Origin of the sequence: Nonomuraea jabiensis (assembly GCF_014204795.1) — a bacterium.
Lineage (GTDB): Bacteria > Actinomycetota > Actinomycetes > Streptosporangiales > Streptosporangiaceae > Nonomuraea > Nonomuraea jabiensis.
Genome location: NZ_JACHMB010000001.1, coordinates 4,332,982 through 4,354,236, shown reverse-complemented (window position 1 = coordinate 4,354,236; position 21,255 = coordinate 4,332,982). Strand labels below are relative to the sequence as shown.

Genomic DNA, 21,255 nt, shown 5'->3' with positions numbered 1-21,255 from the left:
GACTCCAGAGGGGGAACATGGGCAGCGACAACGGCGGTGTTGAGCTCAGCCGGAGGGCGATCAAGGCGGCCAAGGCGGACCTGGAAGAGGCCCTCGCCATGCTGGACCCCGGCCACCAGGCCGGCAAGGCGGGCGGCGGCGGCGCCGTGCAGGCCATCTTCACGGGCTCCGGCCCCGTCGAGAACTTGAGCGGCGACTACGACGCCCTGGGCGGGTTCTGGCCGGCGGCCATGGGCTTCCGGCAGAGCACCACCAACGCCATCACGACCGTCACCACTACCTACTCGAACATCACCGGCCAGGTGGCGAACGTCATCGGCCTCCTCGAGCAGGCGTTGAAGAACTACGACGGCGTCGAGGCGGACAGCGAGGGCCGGTCGAAGGCGATGCGGGTCTGATGGCCGAGTACCAGGCCTCCATCAGGGGCGAGATCGGCAGCCTCGAGTTCGAGGGCGCGACGCTGGATCTGCTCCGCGACACGCTGGCCAAGAACAAGCCCCAGCTCATCGGCCAGGCCGCGGCCGAGTTCCTCGAAGCCAAGGTACGGCTCGACAATCTCGTCGAGGTGATCGACAAGCACCTGCGGGAGCTGGACAAGCACTGGACCGCGGGCGAGGACGCCAAGACCGTCAAGAAGCAGCTGCGCAGGCTGCGGGAGGCGGCGGCGGACATCTCGACCACTATCAGCGACCAGCCCGTCGATCCGAAGAACCCCCCGAAGAACCCGCACGGTGTCGCCCCCGCGCTCATCGTCCACGCCCGCACGTTGTCGGCGGCCAAGGGAGACGTGCCCGACAACCCCGGCAGTGACATCGACTTCGGGGAGGCCGCCGTCACGGGCGGCGTGGCCGGAGCCGCCATCGGCTCCTTCTTCGGCGGCGTGGGAGCCGTGCCGGGCGTGGTGATCGGCGCGGGCGTGGGCGTCCTCGTCGGCGGCATCACCCGCTTCATCAGCGACCTTCCCTTCGCCAACCTCTGGGGTGACTCCAAGGAGGAGAAGGACAGGAAGAAGGCCGCCGAGGCCATCAAGCTGCTGAGCCAGGACACCAAGCTCAACAACGACGTGTTCCCCGCCCAGCTCAGGACCGACATCCCGCAGTTCATGGCGCTCGCGCCGAACGTTCCCACCGGCCCGTACGGCGGGACGACCGGGATCGGCGGCAACATCCCGGCCGGCCTCAACCAGGCGTTCGACCCGACGGCCGGCCTCGACGGCCTGAACCAGGACGGCATGCAGGACCCCGGCCGGCACCAGATCCCGGGCATCGACACCACGACCAACCCGACGAGCACGTTCCCGAACGGCGGCACGGCCGGGACCGTGGGCGGAGTCGGGAACGGCCAGAACGGGCTCGGCGGCAACGGCCAGAACGGCGCGGGCAACGTCCCCGGCCTGACCGACCCGTCCAGCGCCCTGAACGCGAATGCGAACGCGAACCTGAACCCGAACGGGTCCCAGGGCCCGAACGCAGGGGGCCCGACGACGTCCCTGGCCGGGATGCCCGATCCGGCCATGTCCGGCCCGTCCACCAGCCAGCCCACCAGCCAGCCCACCACGGGCATCGGCAGCCCGTACGGCGGCTCCGGCGTGGGAGGAAGCGGCTTCGGCGGGGGTGGGGGCGCGAGTACGAGCGCGGGCAACGGTGTGAGCGCGGCCGCCCTGCGCGGCCTGGGCGGCGGCGGCTCCCCCGTGGTCTCGGCGGCCGTGCCGCCCGGCGGCCGGGGCGGCCAGGAACCGCAGGAGACCGTGCGGACCACGTTCGTCCTGGAGGACGAGGACCTCTTCAGGAGTGACGTGCCGACGATCAACCACACCATCAAGGGTGACTCGAAAGGCAAGGCGTGAGCGTTCCGAAGGACAACGACTCGCCGCCCCCGGGACTGAAGCTGGCCAAGGACTTCCCCGGGCTCGGCGGGAACAGCGGCGGGCAGTACGCGGATCACGAGGGGATCAGGGACGTCGTCTCGCGGCTGCGCAAGAACCTGGGCTCGGTGCACGGCAACCCGCAGCCGTCGATGAGCGCCACGTGGAGCGGCCCCGGCACGATCGGCGAGGTGCAAGGGCTGGGCAACGTCGGACCGGAGGCCACCGGCAAGTGGGAGGTGGCCAGCAACTTCGGCGCCAACTTCGAGTCGGCGTACAAGGTGTTCGGCGAGAGCTACAGCCAGCTCATCGACTACGTCGAGAAGTGGGCCGAGGCGGTCGAACGGGCCGTCTCCAACTACGAAAAAGGGCAGCGGGACAGCAGTGCGTGAGATACCGGCAGGGATGGCGTAGATGGGCGAAGAGTGGAAGCCGATCAGGCTCTATGACTACCTCGGCAACAGCAAGCCGGGCATCTTCGTCACCAGGGCCCAGGTCGTCTCCTATCTGAAGGCCACCGACCCGGACCGCATCGAGAGCGCCGGCAACAGCTACGTCAAGGCGGCCGAGCTGGTCCACGGCAAGAACGGGCTCGAGGGCACGCTCCTGAAGGCCGCCGAGGAGCTCGCGGAGGTCTGGCGCGGCGAGGGGGCCACGACGGCGCTGGAGGCGCTGCGGCTGCTGCACGCCAGCGCCGCGGCGCTCGGCGACGCCATGGAGAAGACCGGCAAGCCGATGGTCGAGTACGCCCGGCAGCTCAGGACGTCCAAGGCGACCATGCCCGGGCCCACCGCCCTGAGCACCACGACCAATGTCGACAACGAGCCGACAACGAACCTCAACCCGCAGTTGGGGACCGCCGGATATCTGGTGGACGTGGCGGCCCGGGCGCATCTGGAGCAGCTGAACAACAAGATCAACGATCTGAACGCGCAGATGGCCGACGGCCTGGCGTTCAAGCTGCCCGAGATCCAGCCCATGGTGGTGGAGACCCAGAAGCAGCAGCCCCTCGACCCCGGCAGCGGCACCAAGGTGCCGTCGGGCGAGACGAAGTACTGGACCGGCGACGGCACGGGCGACGGCTCCAAGGGCTCGACCGGCTCCGACGGCAGCGGCACCGGCGGCGGCGGCCGGGACGGCTCCGACGGCAGCGGCACCGGCGGCGGCGGCAAGGGCGAGCAGAACCCCGGCAAGGACCAGGACCCGGGCCGCGACGATCCGGGCCAGGACCAGGGCAAGGGTCAGGACGACCCGTCCACGGGAACCCAGGACCCCGGCAGCCCCCAGCAGCCCGGCAGCGACACGGGCAACGGCGGCTCGCCGCAGAAGCCCGGGGACCAGGACCAGAGCGTGCCTCCGGTGATCGGCGCGGACCCGCCGAAGACCCAGCTCGCCGACGCCGGGAACCCGAATTTCCCCACCACCACCACGACGCCGAGCACGAGTTACCCGCAGCAGTTCACGCCCAGCCCGCTCACCAACTCGCCCACCACGCAGATGCCGACGAACGCCCCGTTCTCCGCGGTTCCGGGGCAGGGCGCCGGCGGCCCGAGCACCTGGTACGGCGCGGGCGGCTCGTCGGCGGCGGGGGCCGCTCCGACGGTGCTCCGCGGCGGGGCGGGAGCCTCGGGAACGGGGCTCATGGCGTACCCGCCGGGCGGCATGGGCGCGGGCGGCGAGCAGCGCGGCGAGCAGCACCGCGAGATCTACGACCCCGAAGGGGACGTCTGGTCCTGCCCCCAGCCGACCAGTCCCGACTGCATCGGCTGACCGGAAACGGCAAAGCCCGGCTCACACCACGTGAGCCGGGCTTTTTCAGCCCTCCATGCGCTGCCGGATCCGGTCCAGCTCACCCATGAGGTCCTCGTACGTGCGGTTGTAGGCCGCCTCGGCCTGCCGTACCAGCTCCAGGCCGCCCTCGGGGTTCTGGGCGAAGCGCATGGGGTTGTTCTCCTCGCCGAAGACGTTCGCCATCTCCTCCGAGATGCGCCGCTGCAGGTCGGCGTTGGCCTCCGCGATGACGGCCTTGATGCGCTCGGCCAGGTCGGCCGAGTTGAGGCGCATGGCCTTGGGGTGCAGGAGGAGCTCCTTGAGCCCCGTGCTGCCGCACTCGGCGGTGACGAACCCGTCCTCGTCCTGGGCGTGGCCCGTCAGGTCCTGCAGGACCTGCTGGAACTCGCCGGCCCGCGCCATCTGCTGGTCGGCGTTCCGGAGGATCCGGTCGATGTCCAGCGCCCCGAATTCCCGCTCGATCATCCCTCATACCCCACAAGACGCAGAAGCCGCTTTCTCACCACCCTATCCATCAGGGCTTGGAGATCTCCCGTTTCGGCTCGATCCAGTCGAAGTCCTGGTAGCGCGGGGGCAGCCCGTTCTTCTTGGCGGGCTCCGAGAAGGAGGGGTACTTCTTGGCGTCGATCTCGATCGACTTGAAGTCGACCGCGGCCTCGCCGGCCGGGGTGATGTAGTTCCATTGGTGGTTCCGCTTCACCATGGTCGACAGCACCTCGCCGCCCTCCTTCAGGGTGCTGGCCAGCGAGGTGGCCAGGAACAGCGTGGCGATGTTGACCTCGGCCGTGATGTATTTCTCCAGCAGCACCCCCCACACCGAGCTCTGCGGCACCCGCTGCAGCGCCTTGGCGGCGACGAGCAGGCCGAGCGCGGCCGCCGACGTGCGCAGGACCCACGTCCAGAAGCTCCGGTAGGCCGCCGCGACCTCGTCGAGCGAGCTGCCGCCCGTGTTCAGGACGTTGCGCAGCACCTCGGACTCGCGCTGGAAGGTCCACAGCACCCGGTCGAACTCGTCGCGGTCCATCGCGATCCAGCCGTCCTTGGCCGTATCGCGCAGCTGCGGGAGCAGGTTCTTCATCCCGCCGTCGAGCCGCTGGGCCATGCCGCTCTGCCAGACGCTGACCGCCTGGGCCATGCCCGGCTCGTTGGCGAGCATCCCGCCGCAGATGGCGATGGCGGGAGCCAGGCCCACGGCGAGCTTGCCCGCCCTTTTCAGCAGGTTGAGCGCCTTCTCCCCCAGCGACGGCAGGGCCGGGCGGGCCGCGTTCATCTCCGGAGCCGGACCGAACCTGCCTGCGCCCAGGTTCGCGCGCTGGGCGCCGTTGGCGGCGTAGTTCTGGGGGGTGTGGGTGACGGGCTGGGCGTAGGGGTTGCCGGGAACGGGCCTCGGCTGCGGCTGGTACGGGCGCGGGCCGGTGGGCGTCGTGGAGTAGGGATTCGGGGTGGCGTACGGGTTGGAGTAGGGATTGGCGGGCACCGGCTGGCCCGGCGCCGGGGGCCGGGTGTGCGCCCACGGGTCCGGGGCGGCCGGCTGCGGCGGCGTGCCCATCAGCCGCGGTACCGCACGATGCTGGCCTCCTCGGCCGCGCGCCAGTTGCGCCTGGCCCGCTCCAGAGCGTCCGACCAGCTCTGCACGGCGTCTTCCATCTCGGTGAACGTGGTGTCCGCCCAGCGGCGGAACTCCTCGTACGCGCCGCCGATCATCACGCCGCCGATCGCGCCGAAGCCGAGTCCCCCCACGGCCGTGTACGAAATGAGCCCGTGGATGAACTCCACATTGGGATGCAGCTCCTCGTCGACGCGCTTTCGCGTGTGCGCGATGGTGGAGGAGGTGACGTAGATCTCTTGCCCCGTTTTACCCTGTTGTAGCCCCACAAATGGGCATTCTTGTCCACATATCGCTAGTAAGTGGCACACTCGCCCCTATCTTCATGATCGATTCAGCGGCTCGCCAGCCTGTGATCGCCTCCAGTTAACCCGGCGCCGATGGCGTGGCGTGTCATGGACTACACCGACGACGACGTGGACAGAATCCTGCGGGACAACGAGCGCGAGCTCGCGCGCCTGGCCGCGGCCGCCGCCGAGCTGCAGCTGATCACCGGCAAGGGAGAGAGCCGCAGCGGCCTGACCACCGCGGTCGTGGACGCCGACGGACGGCTCCAGAGCGTGGCCTTCTCGCCGCGCGTGCTGCGCCTGGACGTCAGGACCCTGGCGGAAGAGGTCGTCCAGGCGGTGCGCCAGGCCCAGGAGGACCAGGGGCGCCAGGCCCAGGAACTGCTGGCCGTGCCGCAGTCGCAGATCATCGGGCTGGAGGACATCCAGCGGCAGTTCGCCGAGTTCCAGGACATGTTCGGCGCGGAGACGGCCGAACGCAACGACCGGCTCCGGCGGCTCGGCCAGCAGGACCCCCGCGACATCTGATCCGCCGCGGGGGCCGCCGGGCCGGGCCGCCGCAGTGGCGCCCCAGTGGCGGCCCAGTGGCGGCCCGAGGCGGTCAGCCCGCCAGGCCGCGGATCCACGTGTAGACGTCGAGGACGCCGAGCGCCAGCGGGAAGAGCGCGATCAGCAGGATCACGTCCACCACCTCGCCCGCGCGCCCCCAGAACGGCGACAGCCGCCCGGACGGCAGCCACAGGCCGAGCCCCACGACCAGCATCGCCAGCCAGAGCACGCCCATCACGACGGCCGCGGCGGCCACCGTGCCCGCGCCCGCGCTCAGCTCGATCCCCACCGCGATCAGCCCGGCCAGGCCGGTGCCCAGCAGCCAGAGCCGCTGGCCGAGGCCATGGAAGACGCGGGCGCGCAGCAGCAGCACCAGCGAGAGCACGACGGTCATCGAGACCGCCATCCAGGTCGGCGTGGTGACCAGGAAGACCATCGCGCCGATGGCGGTGAGCACGATGCCGACGACCATGCCGGTGGCGTACCGGCGGGCCTGCGCGGTGCGGGCCAGGACGCCCTCGCTGTCCAGCCGCTGGTTGTCGGCCCGCAGTTCCTCGGCGTTGGTGGGCAGGGCCGGCAGCGGCACCCTGGCGATCCGGAACGACAGCGTGGGGATCAGCGGGCTGAGCGCGATCAGGATCGTCACCGTCATCGCCGCCACGCCCGCCGCGGGCAGGCCGAACACCATGACCGTGGCGGACGCGAGCGCCCCCGCCACGGTCGCGACGGCCGTACCGAGGAATCCCGCGACTCCGTCGGCCACCACGGTGCCGCCGATGGTGGCGACCAGCGCGGTGCAGGTCAGCGCGGCCAGCAGGTGCGGGGCGCCGAGCCCGCTCAGGGTGGAGCCGCTGACCAGGCCGTACAGGCCGGCCAGGAACGCGTACGGGAGCGCCGCGTAGCCGATCAGCGCGCCCGCGGAGGAGTCGCCGACGGCCCTGGACAGGGCCGCGCTGACGCCGACCAGCAGCAGCGCGAGCATGCCCGCGACCACGGTCACGCCCAGCGGCGCGCTCCCGGACAGCACCAGCGCGGGGGCGCCGAGCGCGAGCATGATGGCGGCGGCGCCCGCACCCATGGCCCGGGTGTGGCGGGCCTCCCATTTGCCCGAGCTGTCCTTGACGCCCGTGGCGACCACGTCGGCCACGTCGTCGAAGAGCGCGGGCGGCAGCGCGAGCTCACGCGGCCGCAGGTAGAGCAGCTCGCCGTCCAGCACGCCCAGGGACGCGAGCGTCTGCCCGAGGTCGAAGGGCGCGCCTCCGAGCCGCTGGAGCACCCAGCCGGGCGGTCCGGCCGCGTCGCCGCCGGCCTCGCCGACCGCGCGCAGCAGGCCGGGCAGCACGTGCGGGAGCGGGATGTCGGCAGGCAGCGCCAGATCGACGCGGCGGCGCGGGGCCACGATCGTGACGTGGCACAACGGCGCCACCGGCGCGCGCATCTGCGGCTGAGCGCCGGGATGCGTCGGCGGCAGTCCGGGCGGCCCGGGCGGCCCGGGCGGCATCGGCCGCATGGGCTGCATCGGCTGGTGGGCGAGCGAGGTCACGGCCACTCCAGGTCTGACTGACTAAATCCGACATGCCGAACATATAGGGATGGCACGTCTGGTAAGAAAGTGTTCCAGGTGACAGGAGGGTTGTCCCGTCAGTGAGCATTGTTGTTGTCCGGCGCCCTGAACGCCGTCCCAGCCCCCAGCCACCGCGTGGGGAAATCCTGCTGGAGTCTCCGCCGGAGATCCCCGAGGTGCAGCCTGCCGGGATGACCGGCGTCCTCATGTACGTCCCCATGCTGGCAGGCGGGGCGGCCATGGGGCTGATGTTCACCGCGGGCGGCAACGCCAACCCCATCATGTACGTGGCCAGCGGCCTGTTCGCGGTCTCGATGCTGGGCATGACGGTCGGCCAGTTCGGCCGCAACGCGGGCGAGCGCAAGAACCGGCTCAACGGCCTGCGCCGCGACTACTTCCGCTACCTCTCCCAGATCCGCAAGAGGGTCCGCAAGGCCGCCGTGCAGCAGCGCGAGGCCCTGGAGTGGAGCGGCCCCGCCCCCGAGACGCTCTGGTGGGTGGCCATGGGGCCGCGCCTGTGGGAGCGCCGGCCCCGCGACGACGACTTCGGCACGGTACGCCTCGGCACCGGCGTGCAGAAGCTGGCCGTGCAGCTCATCCCGCCCGACTCCAAGCCGGTCGAGGACCTCGACGCGCTGACGGCCGGCGCGCTGCGCAGGTTCGTACGGGCCCACTCCACGGTGTCCGGGCTGCCCGTGGCGGTGGCGCTCAACTCCTTCGCCCGGATCCACCTCAGCGGTGACCCCCGGGCCGTACGCGGCCTGGTACGGGCGGTCATCGCCCAGCTCGTCACCTTCCACTCCCCCGACGACATGCGGGTCCTGGTGTGCGCCGGCAAGGAGGCGATGCCCCACTGGGACTGGGTCAAGTGGCTGCCGCACGCGCTGCACCCCGAGGAGATGGACGCGGCCGGCCAGGTGCGGCTGATGGGTGAGAACCTGTCCCACCTCGACCAGCTCGTGGGCGACGAGCTGAAGGAGCGGGCCAGGTTCCGTCCGGGCACGGCGTCGGACGCGCTGCCGTACCACGTGGTGATCGTCGACGGTGGGCACGTGCCGCACGACTCCCAGCTCGGCACCGACGCCATCCAGGGCGTCACGGTGATCGACCTGTCGGAGTCGACGGGGCCGGTCGAGGAGGCCAGCACGCTGCGGCTGGAGATCCAGCCCGACGGGTTCCACATGGTGAAGATCGACCATGCGGGCAGGCGGTCCACGACCCGGCTGGGCGACCCCGACAAGCTGGACTACGCGCGCGCGGAGGGCCTGGCCAGGCAGCTCGCGCCGCTGCGGGCCTCGGCGAACTCCGGCGGCGAGTCGCAGGACCTGCTCGGCACCAACACCACGCTGACCGACCTCCTCGGCGTGGGCGACCCGAGCCGGCTCTCGCCCGCGGTCACCTGGCAGCCCAGGGCGGGCCGCAACCGGCTGCGCGTGCCCATCGGCCTCGGCAGCGACGGCCGGGTGGTCGAGCTGGACATCAAGGAGTCCGCGCAGGGCGGGATGGGCCCGCACGGCCTGGTCATCGGCGCGACCGGCTCCGGCAAGTCGGAGCTGCTGCGCACGCTCGTGCTGGGCCTGGCGATCACCCACTCCTCCGAGATCCTCAACTTCGTCCTGGTCGACTTCAAGGGTGGCGCGACGTTCCTCGGCCTGGAGGGGCTCTCGCACGTCTCCGCCGTCATCACCAACCTGGAGGACGAGCTCCCCCTGGTCGACCGCATGCACGACGCCCTGCACGGCGAGATGGTGCGCCGGCAGGAGCTGCTGCGCGCGGCGGGCAACTACGCCTCGCTGCGCGACTACGAGCGGGCCCGCGAGCAGGGCGCCGACCTGCGGCCGATGCCGACGCTGTTCATCGTGCTGGACGAGTTCAGCGAGCTGCTGTCGGCCAAGCCCGAGTTCATCGACCTGTTCGTGATGATCGGCCGGCTGGGCCGCTCGCTCGGCGTCCACCTGCTGCTGGCCTCACAGCGGCTGGAGGAGGGGCGGCTGCGCGGCCTGGACACCCACCTGTCCTACCGGATCGGCCTGCGGACGTTCTCCGCCATGGAGAGCCGGGTCGTGCTGGGCGTGGCGGACGCGTACGAGCTGCCGTCGGCGCCGGGCAACGGCTACCTGAAGTTCGACACGACCGGCATGACCAGGTTCAAGGCCGCCTACGTCTCCGCCGCCCACCACGAGGACCCGGCGCAGGCGGTCTCCGCCGACGGCACGGCGGCGATCCGCGAGGTCGTCGAGTACGGCCCCACCTTCATGCCGCTGCCCGAGATCACCAAGCCCGTCCAGGTGGGGCCGCGGCCGGAGGAGGACGAGCCCGCGGCCGGCAACCAGCGCAGCCTGCTCGACGTCGTGGTCGGCCGGCTGGCCGGGCACGGCCCCGGCGCGCACCGCATCTGGCTGCCGCCGCTGGCCGAGCCGCCTACCCTGGCGCACCTGCTGCCCCCGCTCTCCGTCACCCCCGAGTTCGGCCTGACGACCGCGGGCTGGCCGGGCCGGGGCAAGCTGCACGCCGTCATCGGCATCATCGACAAGCCGTTCGAGCAGCGCCGCGACCCGTTCTGGCTGGACGTCTCCGGCGCCGCCGGACACATCGGGGTGGCGGGCGGCACCCAGAGCGGTAAGAGCACCGTCGTACGCACGATCGTGGCCAGCATGGCGCTCATGCACACGCCGCGCGAGGTGCAGTTCTACTGCCTCGACTTCGGCGGTGGCGCGCTCGCCTCGCTCGAAGGGCTCCCGCACGTCGGCGGCGTGGCCACCCGCCTCGACGGGGACCGGGTACGCCGTACGGTGGCCGAGATCGGCGCCATCCTGGAGCAGCGCGAGCGCGACTTCGGCGAGCGCGGCATCGAGTCGATGGCCTCCTACCGGCAGCTGTGCGAGGAGGGCGCGATCCAGGGCGACGGCTGGGGCGACGTGTTCCTGGTCGTGGACGGCTGGCTGACGCTCAGGCAGGAGTTCGACTCCCTGGAGCCGACCATCACCGACATCGCGGCGCGCGGGCTCGGTTACGGCATCCACCTCATCGCCGCGACCAACAAGTGGTCGGAGTTCCGGCCGAGCATCCGCGACCTGCTCGGCACCAAGATCGAACTCAAGCTCGGCGACGCCTACGAGTCGGAGGTCAGCAGGAAGAAGGCGCTGGCCGTGCCGGAGGCGGCGCCGGGCCGGGGGCTGACGAAGGACGGGTTCCACTTCCTGTCCGCGCTGCCCAGGATCGACGGGGTGCAGAACTCCACGGATCTGGCGGCCGGGGCGCGCTCGCTGGTGCAGGCCGTACGGGACTCCTGGCAGGGCACGCCCGCGCCGCGGGTCAGGCTGCTGCCCGCCGTCCTGCCCGTCTCCGCGCTGCCGGACGACCGGGAGCGGATCCCGATCGGCATCGACGAGGCGGCGCTGGCGCCCGTCTCCCTCGACTTCGACGCCGACCCGCACTTCGTGATCTTCGGCGAGAACGAGAGCGGCAAGTCGAACCTGCTGCGGCTCATCTCCGAGGGGCTGGTGCAGCGCAAGCAGCCGAGCGAAGCCATGATGATCGTGATCGACTACCGCAGGTCGCTGCTCGACTCGGCGGTGACCCCGCACCGCATCGGCTACGCCGCCTCCAGCGCGGCCGCGGCCGACCTGATCAACGACGCCAAGGGCGCCCTGCTGAGCCGCCTGCCCCCGGCCAACCTGACGCCCGAGCAGCTGCGCGACCGCAGCTGGTGGCAGGGCTCCGACCTGTACATCGTCGTCGACGACTACGACCTGGTCGCGACCTCGTCCAACCCGCTGCACCCGCTGGTGGACCTGCTGCCGCAGGCCCGCGACATCGGCCTGCACGTCGTGCTGGCCCGCCAGATGGGCGGCGCGGGCCGGGCCATGTTCGACCCGGTCATCCAGCGCATGAAGGACATGGCCACGCCGGCGCTGCTCATGTCCGGCAACAAGGACGAGGGCTACCTGTTCGGCAACGTACGGCCTCAGACGCTGCCGCCGGGCCGCGGCTTCCTGGTCGACCGGCGATACGGCGCGCGCCTGACGCAGACGGCATACCTGGACGCGGACAAGACACGGGGAGAATGATGGCGGATCTGGAGATTCACCTCTCGGCGCTCGACAGGTGCCGCACAGCCATCCACAAGGCCGCCGGCCAGTACGAGGAGACGCTGTACGAACGCAACCCCGGCAAGCTCGCCTACGACGACCGCGGTGAGCCGCACAACAACCGCACCCCCGTCGCCGCCGCCGCCTTCGGCCACCTGGAGGACTCCGGCACGCTGGCCACGGCCGCGAACAGCGTCTGGACCGCAGTGATCGGCGAGATGGACCAGGCCCGCAGGAAGCTCGCCGGCGTCGAGCGGGGTCTGAGCAACGTGGAGGAGAACATCCGCAAGGCGCACCGGGCGACCTCATGAGCGTCGCCCACCTGCCCGGAGGCGACGCGCTCGACGCGATGCTGAACAAGGTGACCGGCGACCCCGGCGCCATCGACAAGATCGCCTCCGCGTGGCGCAGCGTGGCGGGCGACGTCAACGAGTTCGACGGCGCGCTGGGGGCCGCGGTCCAGACCGTGGACGACGCCTGGAAGGGCCACTCCTCCAACCAGTTCGCCACTTACATGCGCAAGTACGGCACCGCGGCCGAGGACCTGAAGCTGGCGCTGTCCAACTCCGCGTCCTCGCTCGAGGCCGCCGCCTCGGCGCTGCGTACCTCGCACACCGAGATCAGCTCCATCTGCCGGGACCTGACCACCAGCGCCGCCAACTACAAGACCGCCTACTACCGCGAGCACCCCGACGCCAAGGAGGCGGACGTGGAGCCCGGGCTGAGGAAGCTGGTCAACCAGGCCAAGACCGAGGCCCAGCCGTGGGTGGACGCCGCGGACAAGGCGGTCAGCAAGGCCCAGAAAGACATCAACGGGTTCCTCAACGATCGCACGCTCACTTTCCACGCGATCCCGGACGTCTCCACGCAGGAGTTCACGCCGGCGCCCGGGCGGAAGATCGACTGGAAGCCGGATCCCGAGTACCAGCCGCGTACCACCCTGCAGGGGGCCGGCGGGAACGGGCCCGGCGGCGGCAGCGGCGGCACGTCCGGTTTCGGGGGCTACGGCCCCAGCGGCCCCCCGCCCGCCGGAGGCGGTCCCGCGCCGACGGGCCAGGTCAAGGAGTGGATCGAGCAGGCCATCGCGATCCTGGAGAAGAACGGCGTGCCGGCCTCGAAGATGAACGCCAGCGACATCTGGATGATCATCCAGCACGAGTCCGGCGGGAATCCCAACGCGATCAACAACTGGGACTCCAACGCGGCCAACGGCACGCCGTCCAAGGGCCTCATGCAGACCATCGACCCGACGTTCAACTCGTACTCGCTGGCCGGGCACAAGAACATCTACGACCCGGTGGACAACATCATCGCGGGCGTGCGCTACGCGATCTCGCGCTACGGCTCGGTGTCGAACGTGCCCGGCGTGGTCAACTCCAAGCGCGGCCTGGACTACGTCGGCTACTGAACGACAAACGGGCCCGGATCCAAGCGATCCGGGCCCATCTGTCTTTCAAAGAGCGCTCAGGCTCCGCAGTTGCCCCAGCCCGCGCTGGTGCTCGTGCCACCGGCGCTGCCGGAGAAACGCACGCACTTGCCCCTGGCGGGCAGCTTGACCGGGCCGGCGTAGTAATCGAAGCTGCCGGATTCCGTCTTGCTGCCGCCGCCCTGGACCTCCAGGGTCGCGCTGACCGACGTCTTCTTGCCGATGTCAGTGGTCTTCATGGTGACCACGCAGTTCTCGCCGGTGCTGTTGCTCCAGAGCTGGTACGTCACCCCACCGCCGAAGGGGCTGGACCGCTGGACCGAGAAGCCGGGGCCGCACACCTGGGTGGGCGAGTACGGGTTCGTGGTCCTGGTCGGGCTCGGCGTCGGCTTGGCCGTCGTCTTCGTGGGCGTCGGCTTGGCCGTGGTCTTGGTCGGAGTCGGCTTGGCCGTGGTCTTCGTGGGCGTCGGCTTGGCCGTCGTCTTCGTCGGAGTCGGCGTCGGGGTCGGCTCCGGCTCCTTCGTCGGCGTCGGCTCCTTCGTGGGCTCCTCGGTCGGCGTGGGCGTCGGCGTGGGCGTCGGCGTGGGCGTCGGAGTGGGCGTCCTGTCCACCGTCTTCGTGACGGTCGCCGTCGGCTTGGCGTGCCGCTTCTTGCTCGGCGTGGGCGTCGACTCGGCCGTGTTGGTCGCGGCCGGCTGCGTGGCGGTGGGGACCGGCTGCGTCGGGACCGGCTGGGTCGGGACCGCGGCCGGGGTCGTGGGCACGGTGGTCAGCTCGGGCACCTGGGGCACCTGCGGCGCGGTCGAGGACCACTCGGTGGGCAGCGTCAGCGGCCCGACGCCCGAGTCGTCAGGGGCGGCCGTGGCGCCCCAGGGCACCGTGGCCTCGGGCTGCGTCTGCTGCGGATCGGCGCCGCCGCCGAGGGGGTCCGTGCCCTGAGCGCCGGGGGTCACCGGGGCGCTGGCGGGCACCGGGATCTCGTCCGCGTTGGCCTGCGCCATGGAGGCCGGGTTGACCTGCTGCAGCTTCACGTACCTGTTCGCGCCCCACAGGCCCAGGGCCGAGATGAGCGCGACCACGGCGACCCCGGCGACCAGTCCCAGCGGGAAGCCCCGGCGCGGCCGGGCGGCGGCCCCGGAGGGCTCGGCCTCGAGCCTGATGTGCTGCGGCTGGTGGTCCGGCTCCGGCGGGCCCCACATCGGCGCCTCGGACTGGTGCTGATGCGGCACCGGCAGGCCCTGCATCGGGGGGCCCTGCATGGGCGGACCCTGCATGGGCGGACCCTGCATGGGGGGACCCTGCATCGGGGGTCCCGGCACGAACGGCGGGCCCTGGACGGGCGGCGGGCCCTCGTGCAGCGTCGGCGGGCCGGCCACCAGCGTGTCCTGTGGGCCGGCCTGGCCGGGCACGCCGGGCACGCCCGGGACGGGGATGCCCTGGATCGGCACGCCCTCGATGGCGGTCTGCGAGGCCGCGGGCGGCTTGGCGTTGCCGCCGAGCAGCTGCATGAGCGCGCTGTACGTGGTCGGCCGCTTGCCGACCTCCTTGGACAGCGCCGCCAGCACCACCCTGCGCACCGGCTCGGCCTCGATGTCCACCTCGGGCTCGCCGGTCAGCACCGCGTCACGGTCGGCGAACGGCGCCTTGCCCGTGGCCGCGAACGCGATGGTCGCCGCCCAGGCGAACACGTCCGCGTAGGGGCCGTACTGCAGGCCGAGCAGCTGCTCGGGAGCCTGGTAGGCGATCTCGCCCACCGGCTCGCCGATCCCGGCGTCGGTGACCCGCGGGCCCTCGGGGCCGAGGATCACGTTGTGGGGCGTGAGGGACTTGTGCGAACGGCCGGCGAGGTGGATGGCCGACAGGGCGGTCAGCACCCCGACCGCGACCCGCTCGAGCGCGTCCCCGGTCAGCGGCCCTTCGTCGGCCACCGCCTGGGCCAGGCTCTTGCCCTCGACGTGTTCTCTGACGACGTACGGGCGGTCCTCGTGCATCCCGGCGTCCAGCACCCTGGCCACGTACGAGCTGGAGACCTGCTTGGCCGCCAGGTGCTTGGCCGGCGCGTCGGCGCCGGCGTCCGGGTCCGCCGGGAGCAGCTTCACCGCGACTATGGGGGCGTCCTCGGACTCGCGGCCAAGGAACACCTCGCCCCGCGGCCCCTCTCCCAGCCGGCCAACAATGCTGAGATCGCCGATCCGCTCTGGATCACCAGGGCGCAAAGCGTGCATGACTAAACCTTTCACGGCAAAGCATGATCTAGTCACATTGAACCAGATCTTTCACTTCAGCATCAGAAGTTTCGGGCCGTACCCGACAATTCACCGTTTTGTTTCCTTGCAGCCCGAGTCACTCGGGCCGGCCGGGCCGCCAGCCCCTGCGGCGGCCCATCGGGACCACGACGCGGGCGACCGCCATCAGCAGCGCCAGCCCGAGCGCCGAGCCCGCGACGATCAGGGCCAGGTTGACCGCGTCGTGGTCCACGGGCGGGACCTTGGCCACGGCGTCGGCCGAGAGCGGGCTGGGCGGAGGGGGCGCGACCACGGGGGCGTCGGCGGGCTCGTACGGGAGGATCGCGCTGAGCGCGAGCATCGGGTTGACCATGCCCGCGCCCTTGCCGCCACCCGTGGCACCGTCGGCGGTGGCGATGATGCGCTGGCGCACCTGGGCCTCGTCCAGCTTCGGGAAGCGGGCCCGGACGAGCGCGGCCACCCCGGCGACGTAGGGGGCGGCGTAGCTGGTGCCGTTGAGGTCCTTGAAGTAGGAGCGGCCGGGCCAGGTGGACGTGACGCCCTGGCCGGGGCCGAGCACGGCGACGGGGGTCTTGACGTTGGAGAAGTTGGACAGGATGCCGTTCGGGCCCGCCGCGCCCACCGCGAGCACCCCCTCGTAGGCGGCCGGGTAGGCCGGTACGGGGGTGCCGTCCTCCTTCGTGACGTTGCCGGCCGCGGCCACGATCACCGCGTCCTTGGCGAGCGCGTACTGCACCACCTCGCGCAGCGAGGGCAGGTCGCTCGTCGACACCGACACGTTGATGACCTTGGCGCCCTCGTCGGCGGCCGCCTTGATGGCCTTGACCAGCAGCTCCGGGTCGCCGTCCCGCTCGGAGACGGTCTGCTTGTACGACAGCAGCCGCGCGCCCGGCGCCATGCCGTAGAAGAGCACGCCCTGCATGTACTGGGCGCCGATGATGCCCGCCACCGCGGTCCCGTGGCCCACGCAGTCGCGGTAGCCGGTGCCGGTGAGGTCGGCCCGGCCCGCCAGGCGGATCTGCGGATGCTGCAGGTCGACGCCGCTGTCGATGATGGCCACTTTCACGCCCGCGCCGGTGGACAGCGACCAGACGCGTTTGGGGTCGAGCCGCTTCTGCGCCCAGGACTCGCCCACCTGCATGGTGCCCCTGGGCGGCCGGCACTCGTCCTTCACGGCCGCGGGCGCCAGGGGAACCTGCAGAGCGAGCACGCTCGCCACCAACGCGCGACCAATCATGGGGAAAAAGCGTAGCCTGCCGGTTTCGGACGGCGGCGCGGGCCGCCGAAATCAGCCTTGATTCCTCGGAAGGAAGCCCCGGCTCCCTTGCCAGGGCCCCGATCCGTCGCTCACTGCGTCGCGGACTCGATGTTCTGACGGTAGGTACCGATGACCCGCGAGGCCTCCTGGAGTTCCTCTGCCATGCGCTGGAAGGCCGTGCGGTAGTTCTGCCACGACTGTTGGAAACGGTTGGCGCCCGGCCCCGTCCACGCTGTGCCGACCTTGGCGGCCTCGCGGTCGAGCGCGGTCATCGTGGTGCGGACCGCCTCCGCCTGCTGCGTGAACTGGCCGGCCATCTGCTGCATCTCGGCGAGGTCGCCGCCGAACATGCTCTGGCTCATGCATACCTCCTGGAACATGGGGGAAAGCGCCCTCAACCTAAGGTGTGACCACCTACCGTCGCCTGAGTTATACCGAGCGGCTATGGTCTACCCGAGGATTGTTCGGATTCGTCTCGGGGAGCACTCGGGTCATGCGCGAGGTTGTGGTGACCGGCGGAGGCACCGGCATCGGATACGCCGTCGCGGCCGCGTTCGTCTCGCTCGGCGACCGCGTGACCATCACCGGCCGCCGCGAGCACGTGCTGAAGGAGGCCGCGGCCCGGCTCGGGGCGGCGCACGTGGCGTTCGACGCCTCCAGTCCCGCCGCCGTGAAAGAGGCGCTCGACAGCCTGCCGCCGCACGTGGACGTGCTGGTCAACAACGCCGGCGGCAACACCAACCTCGACCGCAGGCAGCCCGGCGAGCTGGTGGACGTGGCCGAGGCCTGGTGGGCCAACCTCAACGCCAACCTCATGTCCGCCGTCCTCGTCACGACCGCGCTGACGCCGCGCCTGCGGGAGGGCGGCCGGATCGTCTCCATCGGCTCCATCGCCGCGCGCGGCACGGGCTCCGGCTCGTACGGCGCCGCCAAGGCCGCCCTGGAGTCCTGGACCGCCGACCTGGCCGCCGAGCTCGGCCCCCGGCGCGTCACCGCGAACGTGGTCGCCCCCGGCCTCGTCCTGGACACCGAGTTCTTCCGGGGCCGGCTGACCGACGACGGCATCAGGGCACGGGTGGAGAACACGCGCAACGGGCGCCCCGGCACCCCCTCCGACGTCGCCGATACCGTTCTGTTCCTGGCCTCCGCGGGAGCCAGGCATGTGACCGGGCAGGTGCTCCATGTGAACGGCGGCGCGTACCTGGGCCGCTGAACCTCTCAGGAAGGACTTAGGTCGGTGCGGAAGGTTCTGATCGCCAATCGCGGCGAGATCGCCGTACGGGTGGCCCGCGCGTGCCAGGACGCCGGGATCGGGAGTGTGGCCGTCTACGCCGACCAGGACCTCGACGCCCTGCACGTCAAGGTCGCCGGCGAGGCGTACGCGCTGGGTGGCCGGTCCCCCGCGGAGACCTACCTCGACATCGCCAAGCTGCTCGACGTCGCGCGGCGCTCCGGCGCCGACGCCGTGCATCCCGGCTACGGCTTCCTGGCCGAGAACGCCGCCTTCGCGCAGGCCGTCATCGACGCCGGCCTGATCTGGATCGGCCCGCCGCCCGAGGCCATCGCCGCGCTCGGCGACAAGGTGCGGGCCAGGCACATCGCGCAGCAGGTCGGCGCGCCGCTGGTCGCGGGCACCAAGGACCCCGTCTCCGGGGCGGCCGAGGTCGTGGCGTTCGCGGAGGAGCACGGGCTGCCGATCGCGATCAAGGCGGCGTACGGCGGCGGCGGGCGCGGCATCAAGGTGGCGCGCGGCCTGGAGGAGGTCGCCGAGCTGTACGAGTCGGCCGTGCGCGAGGCCGTCGCGTCGTTCGGGCGGGGCGAGTGCTTCGTGGAGCGCTACCTCGACCGGCCGCGCCACGTCGAGACGCAGTGCCTGGCCGACACGCACGGCAACGTGGTCGTGGTCAGCACGCGCGACTGCTCGCTCCAGCGCCGCCACCAGAAGCTGGTGGAGGAGGCGCCGGCGCCGTTCCTGTCGCGGGAGCAGGTCGAGATCCTCTACTCCAGCTCCAAGGCCATCCTGAAGGAGGCGGGCTACGTCGGGGCCGGCACGTGCGAGTTCCTCGTGGGGCAGGACGGGACGATCTCGTTCCTCGAGGTGAACACCCGGCTGCAGGTCGAGCACCCGGTCACCGAGGAGGTGTCGGGGATCGACCTGGTGCGGGAGATGTTCAGGATCGCCGACGGGGAGGCGCTGGAGTACGGCGACCCGGAGCTGCGCGGGCACTCGATCGAGTTCCGGATCAACGCGGAGGACGCCGGCCGCAACTTCCTGCCCGCCCCCGGGACGCTGACCGTCATGCGCCCGCCCGCCGGGCCCGGGGTGCGCCTCGACGCCGGCTACGAGGCGGGGATGACGGTGCCGCAGACGTTCGACTCGCTGGTGGCGAAGCTGATCGTCACGGGCCGGACGCGGCAGGAGGCGCTGGAGCGCTCGCGGCGGGCGCTGGCCGAGTTCGAGATCTCGGGGATGCCCACCGTGCTGCCCTTCCACCGGGCCGTCGTGGCCGATCCGGCGTTCGTCGCCTCGCCGTTCTCGGTGCACACGCGGTGGATCGAGACGGAATGGGAGAACTCGGTCGCGCCGTACGAGGAGGAGATCGCCTCGGGCCCGGACGCCGCCGCCCCCGCCCGCGAGACGGTGACGGTCGAGGTCGGGGGCAAGCGTCTCGAAGTGGTGCTGCCCGCCGGGCTCGGCGCGTCCGCCCCGGCACCAGCGAAGGCGCCGCGACGCGGCGGCGCCGGCGCCAGGAAGGCGTCGGCGGCGGGCGGCGACGCGCTGGTCAGCCCCATGCAGGGAACGATCGTCAAGGTCGTCGCCACGGACGGGGACGTGGTGAGCGAGGGCGACACGGTCGTGGTGCTGGAGGCCATGAAGATGGAGCAGCCGCTGGCCGCCCACAAACCGGGCACAATTACGGGGCTCACGGCCGCGATCGGGCAGACGGTCACGTCGGGCGCGACCATCTGTGAGATCAAGGACACCTGACGGAGATCCCGGCATCTTCGCCACGGTGTGCGCCCGCGCGCTCGCGGACAGGTAACGTGCGCAGTGAGGAACTTTGCCCACCGCTCGTTCGTCCTCATGGGCGAAGGAGGCTTGCTGCCAATGACCCACTCGCTGCGCCGAGCAGGGGCCGCGTTTGCGGCTCTGATCGCCGGTCTATTCGTCGTGCTTGCGCTGTCCCCTGCCGCCAACGCGGCGGCACCCCCTGATGCTCAGTCGGTGGTGTCCTACTGGAAGGACAAGAAGGACCCGCTCTTCGTGCAGTCCGGTTCACCACTGTCGTCAGACCAGCAGGATGAGATCCGTGACGCGCTGAAGGGGGCCAAGAGCAAGATCTACACCGTGGCGCTCCCCGACGGCACGCTGGACAACTCCACGATTGCGCCCTACATGAGCTCGCTCAACTCCGAGCTCACGAAGGCCGGCCGCAACCGCGCCACGTTCGTCGTGCTCGACGGCCAGACGCTGTTCGCGGCCTCGAGCGCCTTCCGCCAGTCGGGTGTCGCGGGCAGGCTGGCCGACCTCGCGGTGAGCGCCAACTCCGGCAACGTCGTGGACGGCATGAAGGACTTCGTCAACCGCGTTGACCTCGCCGTCGACGGCAAGCGCTCCGCCCTCGACAGCGGCAGCCAGGCCAACCCCGGCGCCGGCGGCACCGCCGCGCTGATCGCCCTGGGCGGCCTGGTCGTGGTCGGCGGTGGCGGCTACTTCCTCTACTCCAGCAACCGCAAGAAGAAGAAGGCCATCCAGGAGGCCAAGGACCTGGCGGCCGTCAAGCAGACCGTGGACGAGGACGTCACCAAGCTGGGCGAGGAGATCACCGCCCTCGACACCGACGTGACGCTCGCCGGCCAGGGCGGTGCGCACATCGAGGAGTGGCAGCAGGCGCTCGACTCCTACGAGAAGGCCAAGACCCAGCTGGCCAACGTCCAGCGCGCCGACCAGGTCCGCGAGGTCACCCAGACCCTCGAGGACGGCCGCTACGCGCTGGCCGTGGTGAAGGCCAAGGTCCACAACGACCCGGTCCCCGAGCGGCGTGCCCCCTGCTTCTTCAACCCGCAGCACGGCCCGTCCGCCCGCGACGTCCGCTGGGCCCCGCCCGGTGGCGCCGTCCGCGACGTGCCCGCCTGCAAGATGGACGCCGAGGCCGTGGAGCGCGGCTTCGACCCGCAGATGCGCGAGGTCATGGTCGACGGCCAGCGCCGCCCCTACTACGACGCGGGGCCCGCGTACCAGCCGTACGCGTACGGCTACTACGGCGGCTTCGGCGACATCATGACCGGCATGTTCATCGGCACCATGATGGGCAGCATGCTCAGCGGCGGCTTCGGCTACGGCGGCTACGGCGCCGGCTACGCCGAGGGTTACGCTGACGGCGGCGGAGGCGACTTCGGCGGTGGCGGCGACTTCGGTGGCGGCGGAGACGGCGGCGGCTGGGGCGACTTCGGTGGCGGAGGCGACTTCGGCGGCGGAGACTTCGGCGGCGGCGACTGGTAACCCCGAGCCCGGCTGAAACCGATCAGCACAACGAGCGCTCCCCCTGGGCCTGCGAGCCCGCGGGGAGCG

The 21,255-nt window shown here is 71.4% G+C and carries 18 protein-coding genes; 11 read left to right on the top strand and 7 right to left on the bottom strand.

Annotation, left to right across the window (positions count from 1 at the left end):
• The first annotated feature begins 17 nt into the window (after window positions 1-17).
• Genes HD596_RS20075 through HD596_RS20060 form a run of 4 tightly spaced genes read left to right on the top strand, consistent with a single transcriptional unit; the run spans window position 18 to window position 3,634 of the window.
• Window positions 18-398, top strand: coding sequence for a hypothetical protein (locus tag HD596_RS20075; RefSeq protein ID WP_185070889.1), 381 nt, complete (start codon window positions 18-20; stop codon window positions 396-398).
• Window positions 398-1,846 carry a hypothetical protein gene (locus HD596_RS20070; protein ID WP_185070888.1) on the top strand — a complete coding sequence of 483 codons (1,449 nt, stop codon included), beginning with the start codon at window positions 398-400 and terminating at the stop codon, window positions 1,844-1,846. Before HD596_RS20075 ends, HD596_RS20070 begins: the two co-directional genes overlap by 1 nt.
• On the top strand, window positions 1,843-2,256 hold the full coding sequence (locus HD596_RS20065; protein ID WP_185070887.1) for a hypothetical protein: 414 nt from the start codon (window positions 1,843-1,845) through the stop codon (window positions 2,254-2,256). Before HD596_RS20070 ends, HD596_RS20065 begins: the two co-directional genes overlap by 4 nt.
• A 22-nt stretch (window positions 2,257-2,278) precedes the next feature.
• Window positions 2,279-3,634 carry a hypothetical protein gene (locus tag HD596_RS20060; RefSeq protein ID WP_185070886.1) on the top strand — a complete coding sequence of 452 codons (1,356 nt, stop codon included), beginning with the start codon at window positions 2,279-2,281 and terminating at the stop codon, window positions 3,632-3,634.
• Between the two features lie 45 nt (window positions 3,635-3,679).
• Here HD596_RS20060 and HD596_RS20055 read toward each other — a convergent pair whose 3' ends face one another.
• Genes HD596_RS20055 through HD596_RS20045 form a run of 3 tightly spaced genes read right to left on the bottom strand, consistent with a single transcriptional unit; the run spans window position 3,680 to window position 5,530 of the window.
• Window positions 3,680-4,120 carry a YbaB/EbfC family nucleoid-associated protein gene (locus HD596_RS20055; RefSeq protein WP_185070885.1) on the bottom strand — a complete coding sequence of 147 codons (441 nt, stop codon included), beginning with the start codon at window positions 4,118-4,120 and terminating at the stop codon, window positions 3,680-3,682.
• A 49-nt stretch (window positions 4,121-4,169) separates the two neighbouring features.
• On the bottom strand, window positions 4,170-5,204 hold the full coding sequence (locus tag HD596_RS20050; protein WP_185070884.1) for a hypothetical protein: 1,035 nt from the start codon (window positions 5,202-5,204) through the stop codon (window positions 4,170-4,172).
• The gene (locus HD596_RS20045; protein ID WP_185070883.1) at window positions 5,204-5,530 is read right to left on the bottom strand and encodes a hypothetical protein; all 327 of its coding nucleotides are present in this window, start codon (window positions 5,528-5,530) and stop codon (window positions 5,204-5,206) included. The genes HD596_RS20050 and HD596_RS20045 overlap by 1 nt, the downstream gene beginning before the upstream one ends.
• Before the next feature lie 111 nt (window positions 5,531-5,641).
• Between HD596_RS20045 and HD596_RS20040 the strand changes: the two genes are divergently transcribed.
• Window positions 5,642-6,076, top strand: coding sequence for a YbaB/EbfC family nucleoid-associated protein (locus HD596_RS20040; protein WP_185070882.1), 435 nt, complete (start codon window positions 5,642-5,644; stop codon window positions 6,074-6,076).
• Between the two features lie 73 nt (window positions 6,077-6,149).
• On the opposite strand, the gene eccD is transcribed toward HD596_RS20040, so the two are convergent.
• Entirely contained in the window at window positions 6,150-7,640 is a 1,491-nt protein-coding gene (eccD, locus tag HD596_RS20035; protein WP_313044619.1) for a type VII secretion integral membrane protein EccD, read from the bottom strand.
• Between the two features lie 101 nt (window positions 7,641-7,741).
• Here eccD and eccCa point away from each other — a divergent pair, with 101 nt between their 5' ends.
• The 3 genes from eccCa to HD596_RS20020 are packed head-to-tail and all read left to right on the top strand — an operon-like array spanning window position 7,742 to window position 13,160.
• On the top strand, window positions 7,742-11,731 hold the full coding sequence (eccCa, locus tag HD596_RS20030) for a type VII secretion protein EccCa (protein ID WP_185070881.1): 3,990 nt from the start codon (window positions 7,742-7,744) through the stop codon (window positions 11,729-11,731).
• A complete protein-coding gene (locus HD596_RS20025) occupies window positions 11,728-12,063 on the top strand; it encodes a hypothetical protein (RefSeq protein ID WP_185070880.1) in 336 nt (111 codons plus the stop codon). The genes eccCa and HD596_RS20025 overlap by 4 nt, the downstream gene beginning before the upstream one ends.
• Entirely contained in the window at window positions 12,060-13,160 is a 1,101-nt protein-coding gene (locus HD596_RS20020) for a transglycosylase SLT domain-containing protein (protein ID WP_221519408.1), read from the top strand. Before HD596_RS20025 ends, HD596_RS20020 begins: the two co-directional genes overlap by 4 nt.
• Window positions 13,161-13,216: 56 nt before the next feature.
• On the opposite strand, the gene HD596_RS20015 is transcribed toward HD596_RS20020, so the two are convergent.
• The 3 genes from HD596_RS20015 to HD596_RS20005 all read right to left on the bottom strand — a co-directional run bounded on the left by HD596_RS20015 (window position 13,217) and on the right by HD596_RS20005 (window position 17,044).
• Window positions 13,217-15,403 (bottom strand): serine/threonine protein kinase, encoded by a 2,187-nt coding sequence (locus tag HD596_RS20015; protein WP_185070879.1) that lies wholly within the window; start codon window positions 15,401-15,403, stop codon window positions 13,217-13,219.
• A 118-nt stretch (window positions 15,404-15,521) separates the two neighbouring features.
• Window positions 15,522-16,634 (bottom strand): S8 family serine peptidase, encoded by a 1,113-nt coding sequence (locus tag HD596_RS20010; RefSeq protein ID WP_221519407.1) that lies wholly within the window; start codon window positions 16,632-16,634, stop codon window positions 15,522-15,524.
• Window positions 16,635-16,771: 137 nt separating this feature from the next.
• Window positions 16,772-17,044 (bottom strand): WXG100 family type VII secretion target, encoded by a 273-nt coding sequence (locus HD596_RS20005; RefSeq protein WP_185070877.1) that lies wholly within the window; start codon window positions 17,042-17,044, stop codon window positions 16,772-16,774.
• 131 nt (window positions 17,045-17,175) lie between these two features.
• Between HD596_RS20005 and HD596_RS20000 the strand changes: the two genes are divergently transcribed.
• The 3 genes from HD596_RS20000 to HD596_RS19990 all read left to right on the top strand — a co-directional run bounded on the left by HD596_RS20000 (window position 17,176) and on the right by HD596_RS19990 (window position 21,186).
• Window positions 17,176-17,895, top strand: a complete 720-nt coding sequence (locus HD596_RS20000; RefSeq protein ID WP_185070876.1) for an SDR family NAD(P)-dependent oxidoreductase — start codon at window positions 17,176-17,178, stop codon at window positions 17,893-17,895.
• Between the two features lie 24 nt (window positions 17,896-17,919).
• On the top strand, window positions 17,920-19,671 hold the full coding sequence (locus tag HD596_RS19995) for an acetyl/propionyl/methylcrotonyl-CoA carboxylase subunit alpha (protein ID WP_185070875.1): 1,752 nt from the start codon (window positions 17,920-17,922) through the stop codon (window positions 19,669-19,671).
• 237 nt (window positions 19,672-19,908) lie between these two features.
• Window positions 19,909-21,186 (top strand): hypothetical protein, encoded by a 1,278-nt coding sequence (locus HD596_RS19990; RefSeq protein WP_313044618.1) that lies wholly within the window; start codon window positions 19,909-19,911, stop codon window positions 21,184-21,186.
• The last annotated feature ends 69 nt before the right edge of the window (window positions 21,187-21,255 follow it).